Raw genomic sequence first — 17,851 nt, 5'->3', positions numbered from 1 at the left:
AAATCATGACGAACCGACGCAATCCCGCGCCTCCGGCTGCGACGCTCGACATAAACTGCGACTGCAAAGAATATGTCATCGACTACCTTTCCAAGAGCTTCCCGGTACGATTGATGCAGGTCTTCGCCGACGAGGATGGTAATCTTCGCTCCGAGGCGATGAGCGACGGAGAGGGCAATCCCGTTTTCTGCCCGCGCGCCATTGCTGCGCGCGATGCGCTGATCGAACACCTTTGCGCACTGCCGCCCATCGCCACTGCGCTCGATGCGATTATCGAACATTTCGGAACCGACGCCGTGGCCGAAGTCACGGGTCGGACCCGCAGACTTGTCGTAGGCCGCGATGGTCAGCAGCGCCTCGAACGGCGACGCCCCAGTGCCAATGTCGCCGAAGCGCAAAGCTTCATGGAAGGGACCAAGCGCATCCTGGTCTTCTCGGATGCAGGAGGCACGGGTCGATCCTACCATGCCGACCTTGGCTGCCGGAACCAGCAGCGCCGGGTTCATTTCCTGCTCGAGCCGGGCTGGCGCGCCGACAACGCTATCCAGGGTCTTGGCCGTACCAACCGCACCAACCAGGCCTCGGCTCCGCTGTTCCGCCCGGTAACCACCGACGTGAAGGGCGAACGCCGCTTCATCTCGACCATTGCACGCAGGCTCGATGCATTGGGCGCGCTTACGCGCGGCCAGCGCCAGACCGGCGGACAGAACCTGTTCGACCCGGCAGACAATCTCGAAAGCGATTATGCGCGCGATGCGCTCAGCCGCTGGTTCCAGTTGCTCTATGACGGCAAGCTCGAAGCCACCACATTCGGTAACTTCGTTGAGCGCACAGGCCTCCGGCTTGAAAACCCCGATGGCGGGCTGACCGACAACCTCCCGACCATCCAGCGCTGGCTCAACCGCATCCTCGCGCTGCCAATCGCGCTACAGAATGCGATCTTCGAAGAGTATCTCGGCCTCGTCGAGGCACGGATCGAAGCTGCGCGCGAGGCCGGAACCCTCGACCAGGGACTGGAAACCGTAAGGGTCGATCGCTTCACGGTGCTCGCCGATGAACTCCTGCGCACCGACCCCGTGACCGGAGCAGAAACTCGCCTCGTCTCGCTCGAAGTGACGAGGCACCTTCGGCCTTTGCGATTGCAGCGCCTGGTGCGGATGCACGAGATCGGCAGCCCGCACGCGATCCCGATGCGCAATGCACGCTCGGGCAAGGTTGCGCTGTCGGTTCCAGCCCGGCGCCTCATCACTGACGACGGGGCCGTGATCGAACGTCGGCGCCTGCTGCGCCCGCTCAAGTCCGCCAACTGGACGCTAGAGGCACTCGCTGAGAGCCACTGGGAAGAAATTGGCGTTACCGCATTTACCAGCGCCTGGCGAACCGAGGAAGAGGAGGCCGCCGCTTCACCTGTGACTGAGCGCATCCATCTTGCCACCGGACTGCTGCTTCCGGTCTGGAAGCGCCTCCCAGGCGATCATGTCCGCGTCACCCGGCTCGTTGCCGAGGACGGCCAGTCGATCATCGGCCGCGAAGTGCTCGATATCGATCTCGCTACGATCGCCGAGACCTTTAGCCTTTCCGGGGTTACCGGGCCATCGGCAGAGCAGATCGGCGACCTAGTCATCGCCAGCGGCAAACCGCTAAGCTTTGCAAGCCACGATCCACTTACCGTGAAGCGCTCGCTGGTCGGCGGCGAACAGCGCCTTGAACTGACCGGGTTCTCGCCCGATCGGCTCGACTGGTACAAGGGCAAAGGCTGCTTCACCGAGATCATCCGCTACCGCACGCGCCTGTTCGTCCCGGTGTCGAGAGCCTCGTCGGTCCTCCCCGCGCTTGCCGCCTGATCCCTCGGGCAGACCCCAATCTCAGGATGAGAGTGGAGGGAGCCCTTTGGGCTTGTGGGCCTCGTGATCCTCACCTGCGCCTTCAATCCATCAGGAGAACACCCATGATCCAGTCGATTCCCTTGAAGAAGCTTGTCCCGAGCCCGCGCAACGTTCGCAAGTCGAGCGACGTGCTGGCCGACCTCCAGCTGCGGGCAGACATCGCCGCGCGCGGCCTGCTGCAGAACCTCGTCGTGCGCAAAGGAAAGCGCGGCAAGTTCGAGGTCGAGGCCGGCGGTCGTCGCCTCGCCGCTCTGCAGGCGCTGGCCGAAGAGGGCACCTTGTCCGAAAACCACGAGGTCACCTGCCTCGTCATCGAAGGCGAGGAAAGCGAAGTGCGCGAAGCCAGCCTTGCCGAGAACTTCCAGCGTCTGGCGATGAAGCCTGCCGACGAGGCGCAGGCCTTCGCTTCCATCATCGAGGCGGGAGCCACCCCTGAAGACGTGGCGCGCCGCTTCGGCCTCACTGTCCGGTTCGTCGAAGGGCGTCTGCGCCTGGCAAGTTTGGCACCCTGCGTCTTCGAAGCACTCGCCGAGGGCACGATCACGCTCGACATGGCGAAGGCCTACGGTGCGATTTCCGACGTCGAGCGCCAGGCGCATGTCTATGCCGAGCTGCAGGACGCCTGGTACCAGATCACGCCTGACACGATCCGCCGCATGGTGCTCGATGCCACGGTGCGTGGTTCCGATCCGCGTGCCGTGCTCGTTGGACGCGATGCCTACCTCGCCGCAGGCGGCCGGATCGAGCGCGAACTGTTCGACGACGATGCCAGTGAAAGCTGGATCGATATCGCGCTGCTCGAAGACCTCGCGCACAAAGCCATGGAAGAAGCCGCAGAAAAGGCCGCGCTCGAATATGGCCTTGCCTGGGTGCGCCCGACGCTTGGCAACTACGTCAGCCATGACCTCGTCGAAGGTCTCGGCCGTCTGCCATGCGAGCCTGCGCCTATGACCGAGGAGGAAGCGAAGGAACTTGGCGAGCTCGAGGTCGACTACGACCGCGTCGCCGCCGTGCTCGAAGACGAAGACAGCGACGAGGATGAGGTCGCCAAGGCCGAGCTGGAACTCATGGTGATCGACCGCGCCATGCGCGCGCTCAATGACCGGCCGCCGGTACTCGCCGACGAACTGAAAGCTGAGGCCGGTGCCTTCCTCGTCCTCTCGCGCAATGGCGAGCCTTCGCTTGTTCCGCAGTTCTACACCGAGACCGAAGTCATCGCTGACGAAGGTGTGGTCGAGGCCATTGAAGAGAACGGCCCGGCGAAGCCCAAGGGGAGCTCGTTGTCGCAGCGCCTGCTCGACGAGCTCGCGATGCAACGCCGCGATATCCTGGCGATCCATCTCGCCAACGATCCGGCACTGGCGCTCGACTTCATGGTCTTCACGCTTGCCGATGCCGATGGGCATGACTGGCGGGCCCAGAAGGCGTCGACCTTGGTCGGCTCGGTCGCGTCCGGCCCGGTTGCCGGGTTTGAGGCCAAGGACGCTCCGGCAAGCGCTGCGCTGGCAGAGTTCGCAGGATCGCTCGATGAAAGCTGGCGTGCCGGCGAAAGCGACGTCGAGCGGTTCGCCAAATTCCGAGCGCTGTCAGACGAGGCGCGTTCGGCATGGCTCGGCCATGTCGTCTCGCGCACGCTAGTCGCCAGCCTGGCCTGTGAAGGAGAACGCTCGGTGCCGATGCACGAGGCGCTTGGCTCCCTCCTCGAAATCGAGACCGCGCTTTGGTGGCGTCCCACGGCGGCCAACTATTTCGACCGCGTGGCCAAGGCTCGCACGCTCGAGGCGCTCGATGCCGCTGGTGGTCCAGAACTGGTCAGTCGCTATGCCGCCTCGAAGAAAGCAGAGCTGGCGAGCGCTGCCGAGCGCATTTTCTCGGGCAACTTTATCGGCGAGGCAGATATCAAGGAACGGGCGCAGGCCTGGGTGCCTTCGATCATGCGTTTCGCCGGTGCCGAAGAGGTCGAACCGGTTGACGCCGAAGCGGATGAGCCGGTCAGCAATGTTACAGCAGACGAGATAGCCGAGCAGGCTGCCTGACCCCTCCTGACAGGTCCAGATCACTCGGCGGGCGGTCCGTCCCTATTGGGACGGGCCGCCTTTTCCATACAAAACATTTGGCCGGCAGCTGACTAGCTTCGATCAGATCAAGCATGACGGCAACTGGCGTTTCTGGCGACAATCGTCGTTAGTTGATCCGGTGAGCCACGAGCCTGGTGCAATGGCGAATGGAGTCTACCAGTTCCGCCTCGCTGCCGAATGTTAGGAATTCGCGAGCCGCTTCGGTGACCTGCGGCGACAGAGTTACATCCTCAAGAAGAATATTAGCATATTTATCAAGAGCGCGAAGGCGATCGTTGACCCGCTTTCGCTTGCCATTGAGGACCTTTGAAATCGTCCCCTGATCGATCCCAGTCCTTGCTTCGATCGCGGTTTGTGTGGCCAAGCCACGCGAACGCACGGCCTTAAGCTTTATAGCCAATTCAAGAAGGAAGGCCGAATCATCCATTTACATTAAGGTGGCATATTGGCATATTCACTGCAAGATTTGAACATTGGGATATGATGGAAGCAGCAGCACAAAGTGGATCGACCCACATCGCCTTCCGCGATTGGACCGGAGACCGCGCCATCGCGACTGTCGGCACCAACGCGGGCGCGATAGCACTACCCTTTCAGGAATGGCGCCGTTTCAAGGAAGCATTCGCACCCGAGCTTATCGACCAAGCTGCGACAGAAACATCAGGAAAGATCAATCATCTAGTGGATCCGTTCGGAGGGTCGGGGACTACCGCGCTCGCAGGACAGTTCCTTGGCGTTCGACCGACTACCATCGAGGTCAATCCCTACCTTGCCGATCTTATCGAGGCCAAGATTGCACCAATTGACGTCGATGCCGCTGCAGTCGCCTTCGGACGCGTGGTGGAGCGGGTCGGGCAGTCCGAAGCGATGACCATCCCCAAGTTTCGTGGGGCACCTCCTACGTTCGTGGAACCCGGCGTGGATGGGCGCTTCATTTTCTGGCAGGATGTGGCGCGGAGGCTCGTTGCCTACCGCGATGCCATCGCCCTCGAACCTGATGAAGCGGTCAAGCGCTTGTTCAAAGTTTTGTTGGCTTCCGCCACCGTTCCCGCCAGCAATATCGTCGTGAGCGGAAAGGGAAGGCGGTATCGCCGAGGCTGGCAGACGCGCCGGCCCAGTCCCGACGTGATCGATGCCTGGTTCCGGGATGGCGTGCTGCGCGCGCTGTATGACCTGCGCCGCTTTTCCGATCGCAAATGTCGGGACTACCGACTGCTGCGTGGTGATGCGCGGCAGCGCGTTGGCGAAATTGATGACCTCGATTTGGCCGTTTTCTCGCCGCCCTATCCCAATTCATTCGATTATACGGATGTTTACAATGTCGAGCTATGGACGCTCGGCTATCTCGACAGCGCGCAGAAGAACACGACGCTGCGCAAACAGACGCTTCGCAGCCATGTACAGATTTACCGGGATATGTCCTTCCACGGGATTTCCAGCACGACGCTCCAGCGGACGATGCAGGAGTTGGAGGCGGCGAGCGAAAAGCTGTGGAACCGGCACATCCCGGCGATGATCGGCGCCTATACCGCTGACATGGCGATCATCCTCAAAGGGCTCGCGGAAAAATTGCGCGCGAACGGTCGCATATACATGGTCGTCGGAGACAGCCGCTATGCGAACATCGACGTGCCGATCGCAGCCATTCTCGCCGAGATCAGTCCTGGGCTCGGCCTCGAGCCGTTGCGGGTCGAGCCTTGCCGGTCGATGCGCGCGTCGCCGCAACAGGGTGGCCGCCCCGAACTGGCCGAGAGCCTGGTCGTGCTCGAACGCCGCTAGACGCCGGAAAAGCCCGCGATCCGGGCGTGCTCCGACGAGCCGAAGAGCGGACGCACCGTGTAGCGCGGCACCGGAGCAAGCTCCCCCAGCAGCTTCACGACATCACCGTCGGCCATCAGATCCTCGCTTTTGTCCTCGCGCAGATCGAAGATTTCTAGAAGTCCTTCCTCGGACTCACGATTGCTCTGATATGCCCAGGTCTGGCGCAAGCCTTTCTGGATCGCGTCGACATTCACCGTGCGGGAAACCGCCGCCGCCTTGGCTTTGCCTTTCGCGTTCGCGAACGCCTTGATGACCTTGAGTTCGACAATCGCCCAATAGGCCAGCTGGCCTTCGGCACTTGGCTTGAGCAGGCGAACATCGATACGGCCTATATTGGTCCGATCCTCGACGCCGACGCGGACGAGACCTTGGAACCACATGCCAAGCGCGAGTGCGAGCGCGTCCTGAATGCTGCGCTCCGGCTGTGATCCGGGGACATATTTGGCGGCGCGCTTGGGCTCCCAGACCCCAGGCACGCAGCAGGTCGGAGTCAAGAGTCCGGACAGATGAAAATGGTTCAGCGCGTCGAGCAGCTCTTCCACCGTCGCCGCAGGGGGACGATCCCGGATCTTGTGAGGCCGGATCAGATCCTCGACCCCCTCTCGCCGCACTGTCATTGTGCTGGTCGTGCGGTAGGCGACCGCCACAGGAAGGTCGCCCAGACCGTTTTCGCTGAGCCAGTCGAGCAGATTTCCTGGAGCGCATGGCAGCGTCAGGCCCCTCCCCGCTGAACAATCGCGGTTCATCAGAAACAGCCGACCCAGCAACGGCTCCTGAGTCGCGATCGGGTCCATAATCGCATCGGATGGGAATCGTGCGGCATATTCGCGAGGCCGATCGACCATGACGAATGCAGCGACGTCCGCATCGGCTTCGGAGGGCCAGCCGGCTTGGGCGCGCGTCTCGACCAGCGCGCGTGCCGCTTGTGCGAACCGGTCTGGGTCTTCGGCACGTACGTTGGGCAGCTTCGGTAGGATGCCCGCCACCGCGGCCAAGACGTTGTCGTCTGTGCCGTTGACACTGGTAGTCTGCTCAGGCGGCATTGGCGACCCGTCCGAGATAGGTGGCGTAAAGATAAAGCTTCTCTCCAGGCGAGAGCTCGGCGTCGTCCGGCAGGAACGCCTCGAAGCGCTCCGACGCCTGCCAACTCGGATTCGCTTGCCACGTATCTTCGGCCCATTCCGCGAAATCGACGATATTGTTGAGCGAATTGACCGAGCGGTAGGTCACGTCCACCGATGCCGCGATGTCGATCTCGTCGTTCGGCAAGGTCGCCAGCGCGCCGGCCAGTTCGACCATGAAATTATGCACCCGACGATCATCGGCGTCGATCGCCTCGTCTTCCTTGCCGGCGCCCAATCCCGCGAGAAGCGGTGCAAGAAAGGAGGACGCGAAATTGAGCGCGTATTGGCCTTCCAGGCGCGCGCCATTCTCGCCGCGCCCCACGTATTCGAGATTGCTCACCTCAACGAGCCCGAGCACCACCAGATGATCGAGCTCCTCCTGAAGATCGGGATAGTGCGGCCCGCCGTCGATCTTCAGAATCTTGCCGTCGAACGCGGGTAAATCCCAGACCGGGCTGAGCACATCGGATAGATAGGCAAAGGCATGGAGGCGGGCCGACGCGAGCGGTGTCACCGCGGCACGCTCCGCGGCATCGAGCAGAAGAAGCAAACGCCCACGCCGACGCAGTCGCGCGATCTGGTCCGGCGAGAGCCCGCCGCTCGTCATGGCTGATCCCCGGTGAGCGCGTGATCCAGCAATTGCTCGTATTTGGCGCGGTCGCGGTCGAGCGCGCGGTTCGGCGCCGCAAGTTGCAGAAGGTTGATGAGCCGACCGCGCCGCGCAACCACTTCCGCGTCGTCCTTTGCCGGACCATTGAACAGCGACGTGATCAGTCCGGCATTGGAAAGGTTGCTGGTGACGATCAACCGATTGTCCGAAGACTGCGCGAACTTGGCGAGCGCCGCCCCGACCCGCTCCATCGCCAACCCATCGAGACTGGCCTCCGGCGTCTCCATGATGAACGTGGAGGGTGCGCCCTGGGTCGCGACTCGGACCAGCGACAGGCGGAACGCCAAGTCGATCAATTCGCGCTGGGATTCCGACACGTCAGACGGGTCGATTCTTCGGACAAGTCCGGGACGGTTGGCGGCCGCCATGTCGGCCTGAAAAGCGGGAACGCGCAACCGATCTTCCGCCCTTCCCGCCTGAGTGTAACGTGGCTCCGCTGTGACCTGGACCAAGCAAGCCTTTTCGGCGAGCAGCGCGTTGGTCAGTTCGACGAAGCTTTCCATCAACTCGGCCGAGCGCGACGTTACCAGCTCTTCCTTCTCTGAGAGCAGCGTCCGCAATTCCAGTAGGTGCTCCCCGAGCTTCGTCCGCCATTCGAGCTGCTGGCCGCGCAATGTCACCAGAGCTTTCTCGAACTGATCGCTCGTAGTGCTGCGTGGCAGGCTCGCGCGCAGCCTCTGGTCACGCGCCTTGCGATCGGCGATCGAACGCCGCAGATCGCCTACCTTAGCGATCGTCTGAACATAGGTGTCCGCGATCACGCGCAATCGCGCCGCCTTGGCCTCTTCCTCTTTCCGTGCAAGTTCGGCCTGCCTGCGTGCCTGATCGAGCTTCGCCTGCTCGAACTTATGCTGCGGGATGATCCGTTCCTGCTTTTCGGGCTCGGCCCCACACGCCGGGCAGCACCCGCCCTCGACCAGGGCCTCCAGCTCCTTGCGCTTCTCCTCTGCATCGGCATCGCATACGAGGCATTTAGCCTGCGTCATGATGCGTGCCACGACGAGGCGCGCCGCATCGTCCATCGTCGGATAAAGATTGAGAAGCGCCGTATATTTGAGCCGCTCGACCGCGCCTGTCGCCTCTTCGCGTTCGTGTTTCGCCTTTTCATGTTCCAGACGAACCGTTTGACGCTCAGTTTCTAGATCGGCGAGCACGCTATCGAGCCGCGCCGCCTCGACCAGTTCGGCATCAAGCAATTTCTGCTCGGCTTCGAGCTGAGCGATGACCCCTTCGGAACCCGCTTCGCGCTTGCGTGCTTCGCGAAGGTCGCGCTCAGTCGCAGTGATCCGCGTCTGGATGTTGCGCGCCTGACTGTCGGCGCTCTGCACCAACCGCTCCAACTGCGCAACGCGGGTCGCGTCGTCCTTCTCTAGAAAGAGCGCACGCAGCACCTGCCGCTGTGCGTTTTGATCCCATAGTGCGCCAGGTCGATCCTCGTGGAACAGCAGCACATGATGCATAATCAGTAGGACATCGATGAACGACCCAAGCCCCATAAGTTCGGTCAATGCGGTTTGAAAACTCGCTTCGCGCTCCGCGCGGGCGCCAGCGAGAGGCAGCGCGACCCCGTCGATTACGCATTCGACTAAGGACAGATCTGCAAGCCGACGGGTGACGCGCAAGGACTGATCGCCGAACGTCGCGCTGAGCACAACAAGCGCCGCTTGTGCGCCATCGGCGACCCGCTGCGCGAAAAACGCAATCTGCTTCGGTCGCAGCGCGACGGGATTTTCAGGAACGGAGACGCCGAGAGCGTGTGGGGCGCCCTCGCCGGTGACATCGACAGGGCCAGTAAGAGCACGCAAGATCGACGTCAGAATAGTCGTCTTACCAAGTCCATTGATGCCTGCGATCAACGTCAGTCCGGACTGGAATTCGTGATCGAGACCAGAGCCCTCTGGCTGACCGGGAAATAAGCCATAATCACTAATCGTGAGGTGCTTGAGAACGGGAAGCCGGATCATTCGGCTGCCCCCTCAGGAGCGGCCGATCCAAGGTAAAAGAACAAATTCATTGGGCACCGGTCCCATGTTCGCGCTGTTTCCGCAATATCGCACCTCCTAGCCGACGAGTCGCCCAAAACCGATCCGGCCCAGCCTCCTCGATGTTTGACGACTTACCCATCAAACGCAAGATCAATAGAGAACCGGACCGTTAGACTGCGATGGCTGCACTGATCAAGTAAGCCTCTGACATTCGCTAGATTTCAATAAAGTGAGTAGCTCAAAAATTACTCGATCCTTCGTCGTCATATTTGGCCTGGCCGTATTCTGAATGTGTGCCGTTGACCATGGGACGATCGGACCCGATCGGTAGCACTTAGGCGCAAGACCGTCGTCGTTTAAGGAGAGGGGAGGGAGCCTTGCTCAGCCTGAACCGGGACATGTCCGTCCCCGGCGATCAGGAGAACTCCCATGACCAAGTCCCGCCGCACTGCTTCAGCTTCGCCAGCTCAGCGCATCACCGCCGCCATAATCGAAAAACTCGAGCAAGGTACCAAGCCTTGGGTCAAGCCATGGCGCGGTGTGCCCGTCTCGCGACCGTTACGTTCCTGCGGGACACCCTATCGCGGCATGAACACTTTCTGGCTGTGGCTGGTGGCCGACGGCTGCGGCTACGCCTCGCCCTACTGGATGACCTACCGCCAGTGCCAGAAGCTTGGCGGACAGGTCCGCAAGGGCGAGAAATCGACCATCGCGATCTTCTACAAGAGCTACACCAAGGAGGTCGAGAACGCCGAAGGCGAAGCAGACACCGAGAACCGACGCGTGCTCAAGGCCTATGCCGTGTTCAACGCTGACCAGTGCGATGGCCTCCCAGCATTTTACCATCCCAAGCCGCTGGTTGCCGCACTTGAGCCCGAAGGACGCGAAGACCGGCTCGATGCCTTCTTCGGTCAAGTGGGCGCAGACCTGCGCCACCATGGCGCGCAGGCTTATTACGAGCCGCTGCGCGACCGGGTCACCATGCCACCAGCCGAACTATTCGAAGCCTACGACCACTACTACGCGACGCTCGCACACGAGTTGTCGCACTGGACGGGTCATTCTTCGCGGCTCGACCGCGATCTCAAGAACCGGTTTGGCAGCGAGGCCTATGCTGCCGAAGAACTGATCGCCGAGCTTTCCTCTGCCATTCTTGGCGCCGAACTGGGTCTTCCGGTTGCTCACCTCGACCATCACGCCAGCTACATCGCATCCTGGCTCAAGATCCTCAAATCGGACGAGCGCGCGATCTTGACCGCTGCGGCCAAGGCCGAGGAAGCGGCCAGCCTGTTGCTTGACCTTGGGGGTCACCAATCTCTGGAAGGCGAGGCCGATGTCGATCTCGCCGATGCGGCCTAAGGAGCAGTGAGATGGGACGTTCCGTCAGCTATCCGACCGGCTCCGTGGTGGCCTTTCGCCTGCTTGATGACGGCGAAGAGGACGATGTCGACTGGGCCTACGAGTGCCTCGTCGACGAGGTCATCGATACCACAAAGGCGACCTTTCCTTCCTTTGAACGCTTCGAAGGATGGCGCGGCCGCGAGAACCGCATCCTCCTGCGAAACGCCTTCGCCGATTGCGGCATATCGACCTATTGCGGGCTCGCCGCGATCTGGCTCGCCGAGCGCGACGATTCCCAGTACTGGGAGGCGGATTTCTACATCCCAAGAACGGCAAGGGCACGGCACTGGCTCGCCCAGGTGTCGGGACGCTTTATCGACATGTTCGGTGAGTTGCGCCTGGTCGGTCGGTTCTCGAATGGCGAAGCGATCTTCGAGCGCTCCCGATCCAACTGCGACACCGGGTCCTGATCCTGCCTCATCCCTCTCCGCCGGGAGAGGCCCTTGGGCCGGTCGGGGCGCGCCGCAACCTGCGGCCCGTCGGCCCGTGTTACCCGCGCCAGCCTAGGGCCGCAGGTTTCCCGCTACGCGGTGCGCCTTGCCCCTTTCCACGGCCCTGATCGGGCTCCGGCGGACAGGCCCGAGGCAATGGTGCCTCCTCTCCTTGTCCCCGCGATCAGGAGACACCCCATGTACGACAGCTTCATCGATCAGTTGAGCGGCCTTGACCTTTCAGGCCTCAGCATCAGGCCAGCCCCCTTCAACGAGACCGACTTTCCCTGCGAGGATGCGATCGACCAGACGCTTGGTGCCGTATGGTCCGACCTCTTCGCGATGTTTTCCGACACGGCCCTGGAAGCAGATGCCGAGGATATTGCCTGGGGCGTGGTCAATCTCTTTCACCGCGCAGCCAGCCGCAAGTCGGCTCAACTTGATCGGGCCAGCGACGAGATCCGGGTCCTCCTCGCATCTGCCGATGGATCCGAGGTACATTCGAGCAATCTTGAAGAGCAGATCGAGCGCGCGCAGGCCGCCGAAGCCAGCATGCTGGCCTTCGAGCAGATGCGTGAGGCGGCGGCAGCACTGTACCGCGACGAGACCGGTTCCTCGTGGAAGCCCGTATCCGGTTCGCGCGCGAGCCATTCGCGCCACCTTACCTCGGCCGTGATCGATGCCCGCGACTTCCTCCGCGCACGCGCTGAAAATCGCCGACATGCGCTGATCCCCGAGGGCACTCCGGTCCTCTTTGCCGGTGGTCGTCAAAGCTTCGAGAGCGCCGAGGACGCGCGCGCTTATGCCGACAATATCTGGGCGACCCTGGACAAGGTTCGCGATGCGGTTCCCGATCTCTTCCTGGTCCATGGCGGCGACGGCAAGGGTGCCGATCGCCTGGCCGCCAGCTGGGCCGAACGCCGCGAAGTGCAGCAGTTGACCTATTCGCTCGATCGTCGGCTTGGTGCGCGCGCCGGGTTCAAGCGCAACGAGCAGATGCTTGCGCTCAATCCGCGTTATGTCGTCGCCTTTCCGGGCAATGGCGTGACCGAACGGCTCGTCATTGATGCCAAGGCGCGCCGGATCACCGTGGTCGATCGTCGCGGCCCCTTGGGCACCTCTCCAGGGTCCTGAGGGGCCCTTCATCATCTGCATCTGAATTGCCTGGATGTGCATTCGGCGCCGACCCGACTATGGACCGGTCATGCAACTTGACGATCTGCTGCAGCGCTACTTTGCCACCACCGACCTCTCCGGGGTTGGTCCCGACACCTTTGCAGCCGGCATTGAGCATTGCCGGGTCGATCTCGGCCTTGAGGAGGACCGGGGCAAGCGCTTTGCACTGTGGTCGTTCCTGCACATGTTCGGGTCCGCCCCCGATCTCGATGTGGCGTTCGAGAACGAGGAAGACCGGGAAGCAGCCCGCAACTTCATGGATCTCTTGGCGGCATCGGAAGGCGATGGGGTAAGCTGATTGCAGCAGGGTCTTGGTGTCTTCAGACCCGCACCCGATACCAATCCGGCTTTTGTCGCGAACAGTCCTGAACCAGGTCAGCTGAGGACGGCAACCCGTTCCTTTCCGGCCGTGTTGGCAGCTGCGCTGCCTGCCCGCACCACCCGTCATGAACAGGTTTCCCTTCGGCCCTTCAGGCCTGCGGTGCAGTCCTCCCATGCCCTGCTTCTTCTGGATGTTCGCAAGCCGGAGATGGTCTCCGGTTTGGAGAACTGAAGGAATACTATCATGACCAATATCGCAATCCTCACCGGCCGCATCGCACGCGATCCGGACACCCGCGAGACCAAGGGTGGCACCAATGTCACCGGGATCACCGTCGTCACCGATCGCCCCGCACGCGACAAGGACGGCAAGACCTACAAGGACGAGAACGGCTACACCGCCAAGGAAAGCGAGTTCCACCGGGTGACCTGCTTCAACGGCCTCGCCAAGACCGTCGGCCAGTACTGCTCCAAGGGCCAGCTGGTCAGCGTGCAGGGCCGCATCCACTACACCCAGTGGGAGGACAAGGACGGGGTCACGCGCTACGGCACCGAGATCCTCGCCGACAAGGTCGACTTCCTCTCCCGCGGTAGTAGTTCGAGCGACGACAACGACAACACCGACGCTCCCGATATCGACTGACATCGATGCCGGTCGTCCCCCTTGCGAAGAGGCTCTGCCGCAAGCGGCAGGGCCTCTTCTTCCGTGGTTACTGGGTTCCCGGCGCTGCACTCGAAGCACGGGTTACACCGCGCCCCGTCAGTTTCTCGATCGCGGCATGCTCACCGAGTTTCCCGAGTTCTTCGGCAACCGTCCTCAGGCCCTTTTTCGAGAAGCTTTCGAGGCCGCTTCCCAGGATGATTTCGCCGAGTTCCCTGGCCGCTTGCACTTCAAGTTCGCGTTGTTTGGCGTCGAGCGCCTCGCGGTCTGCTTCGAGCTTTTGCAGGGCTGCAATCGCGCTCCTGTTTCGGGGCATGTTACTTGTCCTTTTGTCCCCCTCGGATCCGCTCCCCGGTTGTTTCCATGCCCGCGTCACCGGGGTGTAGGAAAGGCAATTCGCATGCAGGAGATGTTTGATATTGGGCGGAGGTTGTGGGTCCTTGCTCACGGTTCTTCCAGCATGATGGCCTTGCGCCTCCCGCCTCAAGGACGGCAGGGCCCCACCATTTTGCCCGCCACCGGATTGCATCCGGCAGCGAACAAAATCGTTACCCCCACCGCCGCTATCGCGGTCGCCCATTCGGGCGATCCCTGACCCGGAACCCACAAGACCATCGCACACGCCTCCTGTCGTCTCACGACAGAAATCAGGAGGATTATCATGGCTTGTTCGATGCATTGCGCACTTCCGTCCCGGAGCTATTTCGAGGCCCTGGAAGCAGCCGAGAAGAGAGCGCTGCACAGCTTCTTCGATCAGCACGTTATCGAGGATGACGAACTCGGGTACTTTGCCCTCGACGAGGGTGACTACAACATATTGCCAGCACATCTCGCAGCGCGGGTGGTCCACACGGTCCACGGCGGCATGCTCGACGAGTTTTGAGACTTCTGACAGGGCGGGAACCGGGGACGGTTCCTGCCCTTTTTTCTTGTTCGCCGGATAGTCCAATCAAGCACAAAAAGACCGGTTCGGTCGGTTGCCCTGGCGGTCGCCCACCGCGATGCGGCGGCGCCCGATAAATGGAGCGGTGCTGTAGACGCACTCTGTCCCGCGCATCTGGCGATGCGCTCCTGAGGGTGCGGCGTGATTTGTTCATGGGCCCCGCGTGCACTTGCGAACCGGCACCGGGTCGGGCGGCGTGAAGCTAGGGCACGCGACATGCCCCGCTTGCCTTGCTTCCCACGCGCCCTTGGCCGCTGCCTTTTTCGCAGGTGCTGTCCTTGGCTGGAGGAGTCGAACTGCTTTCTATCTGCATGCGGTGAGCTGCCAGGCCCGGTTGCTCGCGCTCCAACGTGGAGATCGGAAAAGGTCGTCTCCGGTCAATCCCCCTTGCTGCCTGGACCGCCTCGCGCACTTGGGAGCAGGGGAGCACACCGTACCCCGCGAATTCGGGATTTATCTTCCTGTTATCGCGCCAAAATTCCGTTTTGCGCACTTTCAACCCGCCTGCGAGTAGAGCGGCTTTGCGCCGATCCGCCAGCCACTCGTCTTGGTGTATCGCTCTGAATTATAACCCGAATCTTTCGATTGACTGCGAGTTGTTCACGATTTATTCTCCTCGGCACCTTCCGCAAGGTGAGCCAGGTTCCGTCGGCCCGACAAGGAACCTGTTTCATGACCCGACACGATCGGCTCCAAGCATTCGTGCCGCTTCCCGTTTCCACCTGGGTGCGGCAGCGGGCGGCTGACCAAGGAGAGAGCGTCAGCATCTTCATCCGCGACCTTATCGTCGCGGCGTGGCAGTGCGAGAACGAGGCGAAGGACCGGCCCGCAGGGCTCGATCCCGCGCGCCAAGCTATCTTCATTTCGGTAGCGCTCGATGCACTTCTTGCCAGCCATGCTGACGCGAGTTTGCGCGATCGTACCCACGAGGCGTACCGGCGACGCCTCGAGCGTCTTGGTCTCCCCGTCAACTCGAACATGGGAGGCCATTCCCATGAAGCATAATCTCCTGAACTTCACCCGCGGCAGCCAGCTGCTCGGTCACTTCGGTTTCATGTTTGCTGCGGGGCTGAAGGGGCCTTTGATTGTCACCGGACTGGTTGCGGTCGGCACCTGCTATTGGGAAGTGCGGTCGGCCCTGAGCGATCACCAGATCTACCTCGTCTGGATGCATATCTACGCCAGTCTCTATGCCTTCATGGAGTTCGATCCGGCCAAACTGGTCAACCTTGAATTGCTTGACGGCGAAAGGGTTGGCCTCCCGTTTGGCATAGTTCGTGAGTTCCCGCCGATGCGCGAGGCGGTCGAGGCGTTTCGTACGGCAGCGAAGCAGGGATTGCTGGTCTCGGCGGTGCTGCTTATCCCGGCCTTCGTGTTCTTCTGGTGGTTCGCCGAGCGCTTTGGCGGGCGGTCGAAGGAGCGCAAGCACGAGCGCGGTGCAATGCTTGTTTCGCTCGACGAACTCGAAGAAGAAATCGAGCGTCACAACAAGGCATTCCGGGCCGAAGAACTGGGACGCAAGTTCGGCTGGAAGTGGCGGCTTGCGAGCTCGTCGGCGCTTGCCGAAGCGGGCCATTACCAACCTGCACATCTCGCCGGCGTAAGCTGGCCGTGGCGGCTCGAACAGAGCCACGCCATGCTTATCGGGACAACCGGAACCGGTAAGACCGTGGCGCTCACCGAACTTGTTGCCGAAGCGCGTGAACGCGGCCAGCGCGCGGTCATTTTCGACCTCACAGGGGCTTTCATCGAGGCCTTCTACGATCCTGCTCGCGACATCATTCTCAATCCTGTCGATGTTCGATGTCCGCTATGGAGCGTGTTCAACGACTGCACGACGGAAGCTGAGTTTCATGCCGCCGCCGAAGCGCTCGTGCCCCATGACGGGGGTGGTTCCGAACAGTTCTGGGTGCTCGCGGCGCGCATGCTGTTCGTCGAGATGTGTCTCCATCTTGCCCGTACCGGCACGGCGACCAATGAGGCCTTGGCGCGGCGGCTGATGACCGCTGACCTGTCCGAAGTGCATAAGCTGATGCGAGGAACGATGGCCGATCCGCTGACCGCCCCGGAAGCGGCCCGCATGGCGGAATCGATCCGCGCGGTGTTCAATGCGAATGCGAAAGTGCTCAAGCTCTTGCCCTCATCCGGACCGCGCTTTTCGGTCCGTGACTGGGTCAAAGGCGACTGCCAGGCGGGCTCGATCCTGTTCCTTTCTGCCCGCTATGTCGACATGAGCATCTCCTCGCAGTTGCTCACGCTATGGCTCGACACGGCGATGAATACGCTGATGACGCTGGAGCGCACGCAGGACCTGCGGATGTGGTTCCTGATCGACGAGCTCGGTGCCCTTCACCGACTACCGGCGCTTGAAAAGGGGCTGCAAACCGCGCGCAACTTCGGCGGTGCGATCGTCACCGGCGTGCATGCGTTTGCCAAGCTCAAGGAAGTCTACGGCGAGAACATGGCCATGACATTGTCCTCGCTTGCGCGCACCAAGCTCATCCTGGCGACGGCCGATCGAGAGACAGCGACCTGGTGCTCCGATTTCATCGGCCACCGGCAGGTGCGCGACATGGAAGAAGGCTACAGCTATGGGTATAACAATGCGCGCGACGCAGTCAGCTTGACACCTCGGCGGCAGATCGAACCGTTGCTCCTGCCCGACCAGTTCATGAACCTTCCGCGGTTGTCTGCCTACATCAAGTTTCCCGACGGATTTCCCGCTGCGCCGGTGTCGCTCATTCCGCGCAAGCGTGGTCGTATTGCCGAGGGATTCATCGCCCGCGAGAAACCGCTCATAAAGCCTGGCCAGGGTCCTGCGGCAGCGACGCCCCAAGCGAACCCGGGTTCGAAACCGAATGACGAGCATCCCGCTTCGAACGACGACGGTGCCGGTAAGCCTGTCGATTCAAAGCAGCTCAAACTCGACCTCGAGGGGCAGCGCCGTGACGCCGATGAACCACACGATCGGCAGGAGCCTGTCCCGCTTGAAAAGCTGAACGCAGGGCTCGCTACTGGTGATCTCGATGCCGAAACCGGTTCCGTTTCGCATCTGGATGCAGGTCCAACGCTACCTCTCGCCGCCGTGCAAACCGGCGCGGATGCACCGGCAATGGGCGCAGAACAGCATCCGTCCGAACCAGTAACCGCCGGCGATGACGCAGGTAGCAAGGCTGGTTCGACGCAACCTGGCCGTTCAGCTGCCAACGGGCGCCAGTCGCTCACACCGGTCGAAAAAGACCTTCGTGAAGGTGCGGTTGCAGATCCTCCGGAAAAGGATTTCGGCGAGTTCGAGCCCGACATGTGAAAGGCAAATGGGGAGGGATTACCCGGCCGCGAGGGGAGCCGTGACGA

The 17,851-nt window shown here is 61.9% G+C and carries 16 protein-coding genes; 11 read left to right on the top strand and 5 right to left on the bottom strand.

The features are described from left to right. Together Q9K01_RS11970 and Q9K01_RS11965 are read left to right on the top strand one after the other, a co-directional pair. Nucleotides 1-1,844: strawberry notch C-terminal domain-containing protein (locus Q9K01_RS11970; protein WP_305930472.1), on the top strand; the 1,844-nt coding region annotated here is incomplete at its 5' end. A 104-nt stretch (nt 1,845-1,948) separates the two neighbouring features. Then, a complete protein-coding gene (locus tag Q9K01_RS11965) occupies nt 1,949-3,922 on the top strand; it encodes a ParB/RepB/Spo0J family partition protein (RefSeq protein WP_305930471.1) in 1,974 nt (657 codons plus the stop codon). A gap of 148 nt (nt 3,923-4,070) precedes the next feature. Here the strand turns inward: Q9K01_RS11965 and Q9K01_RS11960 are convergent, their stop codons facing one another. Next, the gene (locus Q9K01_RS11960; protein WP_305930470.1) at nt 4,071-4,391 is read right to left on the bottom strand and encodes a helix-turn-helix domain-containing protein; all 321 of its coding nucleotides are present in this window, start codon (nt 4,389-4,391) and stop codon (nt 4,071-4,073) included. 53 nt (nt 4,392-4,444) lie between these two features. Between Q9K01_RS11960 and Q9K01_RS11955 the strand changes: the two genes are divergently transcribed. Beyond that, a complete protein-coding gene (locus Q9K01_RS11955; protein ID WP_305930469.1) occupies nt 4,445-5,743 on the top strand; it encodes a hypothetical protein in 1,299 nt (432 codons plus the stop codon). Here Q9K01_RS11955 and Q9K01_RS11950 read toward each other — a convergent pair. From Q9K01_RS11950 to Q9K01_RS11940, 3 genes are all read right to left on the bottom strand, one after another. Then, entirely contained in the window at nt 5,740-6,828 is a 1,089-nt protein-coding gene (locus Q9K01_RS11950; protein WP_305930468.1) for a hypothetical protein, read from the bottom strand. The two genes, Q9K01_RS11955 and Q9K01_RS11950, sit on opposite strands and share 4 nt — an antisense overlap. Beyond that, a complete protein-coding gene (locus Q9K01_RS11945) occupies nt 6,818-7,423 on the bottom strand; it encodes a hypothetical protein (RefSeq protein ID WP_305930467.1) in 606 nt (201 codons plus the stop codon). Before Q9K01_RS11945 ends, Q9K01_RS11950 begins: the two co-directional genes overlap by 11 nt. Before the next feature lie 89 nt (nt 7,424-7,512). Next, nucleotides 7,513-9,543, bottom strand: a complete 2,031-nt coding sequence (locus tag Q9K01_RS11940; RefSeq protein ID WP_305930466.1) for an AAA family ATPase — start codon at nt 9,541-9,543, stop codon at nt 7,513-7,515. A gap of 450 nt (nt 9,544-9,993) precedes the next feature. Here Q9K01_RS11940 and Q9K01_RS11935 point away from each other — a divergent pair, with 450 nt between their 5' ends. The 5 genes from Q9K01_RS11935 (at nt 9,994) to Q9K01_RS11915 (ending at nt 13,536) form a co-directional block, all read left to right on the top strand. Next, nucleotides 9,994-10,923: an ArdC family protein gene (locus Q9K01_RS11935; RefSeq protein ID WP_305930465.1), complete on the top strand. Its 930-nt coding sequence runs from the start codon at nt 9,994-9,996 to the stop codon at nt 10,921-10,923. Between the two features lie 11 nt (nt 10,924-10,934). Further along, complete coding sequence (locus tag Q9K01_RS11930) at nt 10,935-11,375, top strand: hypothetical protein (protein ID WP_305930464.1); 441 nt, start codon at nt 10,935-10,937, stop codon at nt 11,373-11,375. A gap of 219 nt (nt 11,376-11,594) precedes the next feature. Continuing rightward, nucleotides 11,595-12,530, top strand: a complete 936-nt coding sequence (locus tag Q9K01_RS11925; protein WP_305930463.1) for a DUF2493 domain-containing protein — start codon at nt 11,595-11,597, stop codon at nt 12,528-12,530. Between the two features lie 70 nt (nt 12,531-12,600). Further along, a complete protein-coding gene (locus Q9K01_RS11920; protein WP_305930462.1) occupies nt 12,601-12,870 on the top strand; it encodes a hypothetical protein in 270 nt (89 codons plus the stop codon). Nucleotides 12,871-13,137: 267 nt separating this feature from the next. Continuing rightward, on the top strand, nt 13,138-13,536 hold the full coding sequence (locus Q9K01_RS11915; protein WP_305930461.1) for a single-stranded DNA-binding protein: 399 nt from the start codon (nt 13,138-13,140) through the stop codon (nt 13,534-13,536). Nucleotides 13,537-13,603: 67 nt separating this feature from the next. Here the strand turns inward: Q9K01_RS11915 and Q9K01_RS11910 are convergent, their stop codons facing one another. After that, nucleotides 13,604-14,134: a DUF6437 family protein gene (locus tag Q9K01_RS11910; RefSeq protein WP_305930460.1), complete on the bottom strand. Its 531-nt coding sequence runs from the start codon at nt 14,132-14,134 to the stop codon at nt 13,604-13,606. A gap of 81 nt (nt 14,135-14,215) precedes the next feature. Between Q9K01_RS11910 and Q9K01_RS11905 the strand changes: the two genes are divergently transcribed. From Q9K01_RS11905 to Q9K01_RS11895, 3 genes are all read left to right on the top strand, one after another. Continuing rightward, nucleotides 14,216-14,437 (top strand): hypothetical protein, encoded by a 222-nt coding sequence (locus tag Q9K01_RS11905; RefSeq protein ID WP_305930459.1) that lies wholly within the window; start codon nt 14,216-14,218, stop codon nt 14,435-14,437. A gap of 732 nt (nt 14,438-15,169) precedes the next feature. Further along, the gene (locus Q9K01_RS11900; protein ID WP_305930458.1) at nt 15,170-15,502 is read left to right on the top strand and encodes a hypothetical protein; all 333 of its coding nucleotides are present in this window, start codon (nt 15,170-15,172) and stop codon (nt 15,500-15,502) included. Continuing rightward, on the top strand, nt 15,492-17,804 hold the full coding sequence (locus Q9K01_RS11895; RefSeq protein ID WP_305930457.1) for a type IV secretion system DNA-binding domain-containing protein: 2,313 nt from the start codon (nt 15,492-15,494) through the stop codon (nt 17,802-17,804). The genes Q9K01_RS11900 and Q9K01_RS11895 overlap by 11 nt, the downstream gene beginning before the upstream one ends. Nucleotides 17,805-17,851: the final 47 nt, after the last annotated feature.

Origin of the sequence: Qipengyuania benthica (genome assembly GCF_030717865.1) — a bacterium.
GTDB lineage: Bacteria > Pseudomonadota > Alphaproteobacteria > Sphingomonadales > Sphingomonadaceae > Qipengyuania > Qipengyuania benthica.
Note: the sequence above shows the minus strand (reverse complement) of the source record. Positions and strands in the feature narration are given on the sequence as shown.

Bases quoted from the DNA above. Each gene is read 5' to 3' on its own strand.
- Q9K01_RS11965 (WP_305930471.1), top strand. From the start codon at position 1,949: ATGATCCAGTCGATTCCCTTGAAGAAGCTTGTCCCGAGCCCGCGCAAC.
- Q9K01_RS11960 (WP_305930470.1), bottom strand. From the start codon at position 4,391: ATGGATGATTCGGCCTTCCTTCTTGAATTGGCTATAAAGCTTAAGGCC.
- Q9K01_RS11955 (WP_305930469.1), top strand. From the start codon at position 4,445: ATGATGGAAGCAGCAGCACAAAGTGGATCGACCCACATCGCCTTCCGC.
- Q9K01_RS11950 (WP_305930468.1), bottom strand. From the start codon at position 6,828: ATGCCGCCTGAGCAGACTACCAGTGTCAACGGCACAGACGACAACGTC.
- Q9K01_RS11940 (WP_305930466.1), bottom strand. From the start codon at position 9,543: ATGATCCGGCTTCCCGTTCTCAAGCACCTCACGATTAGTGATTATGGC.
- Q9K01_RS11935 (WP_305930465.1), top strand. From the start codon at position 9,994: ATGACCAAGTCCCGCCGCACTGCTTCAGCTTCGCCAGCTCAGCGCATC.
- Q9K01_RS11930 (WP_305930464.1), top strand. From the start codon at position 10,935: ATGGGACGTTCCGTCAGCTATCCGACCGGCTCCGTGGTGGCCTTTCGC.
- Q9K01_RS11925 (WP_305930463.1), top strand. From the start codon at position 11,595: ATGTACGACAGCTTCATCGATCAGTTGAGCGGCCTTGACCTTTCAGGC.
- Q9K01_RS11920 (WP_305930462.1), top strand. From the start codon at position 12,601: ATGCAACTTGACGATCTGCTGCAGCGCTACTTTGCCACCACCGACCTC.
- Q9K01_RS11915 (WP_305930461.1), top strand. From the start codon at position 13,138: ATGACCAATATCGCAATCCTCACCGGCCGCATCGCACGCGATCCGGAC.
- Q9K01_RS11910 (WP_305930460.1), bottom strand. From the start codon at position 14,134: ATGGGCGACCGCGATAGCGGCGGTGGGGGTAACGATTTTGTTCGCTGC.
- Q9K01_RS11905 (WP_305930459.1), top strand. From the start codon at position 14,216: ATGGCTTGTTCGATGCATTGCGCACTTCCGTCCCGGAGCTATTTCGAG.
- Q9K01_RS11900 (WP_305930458.1), top strand. From the start codon at position 15,170: ATGACCCGACACGATCGGCTCCAAGCATTCGTGCCGCTTCCCGTTTCC.
- Q9K01_RS11895 (WP_305930457.1), top strand. From the start codon at position 15,492: ATGAAGCATAATCTCCTGAACTTCACCCGCGGCAGCCAGCTGCTCGGT.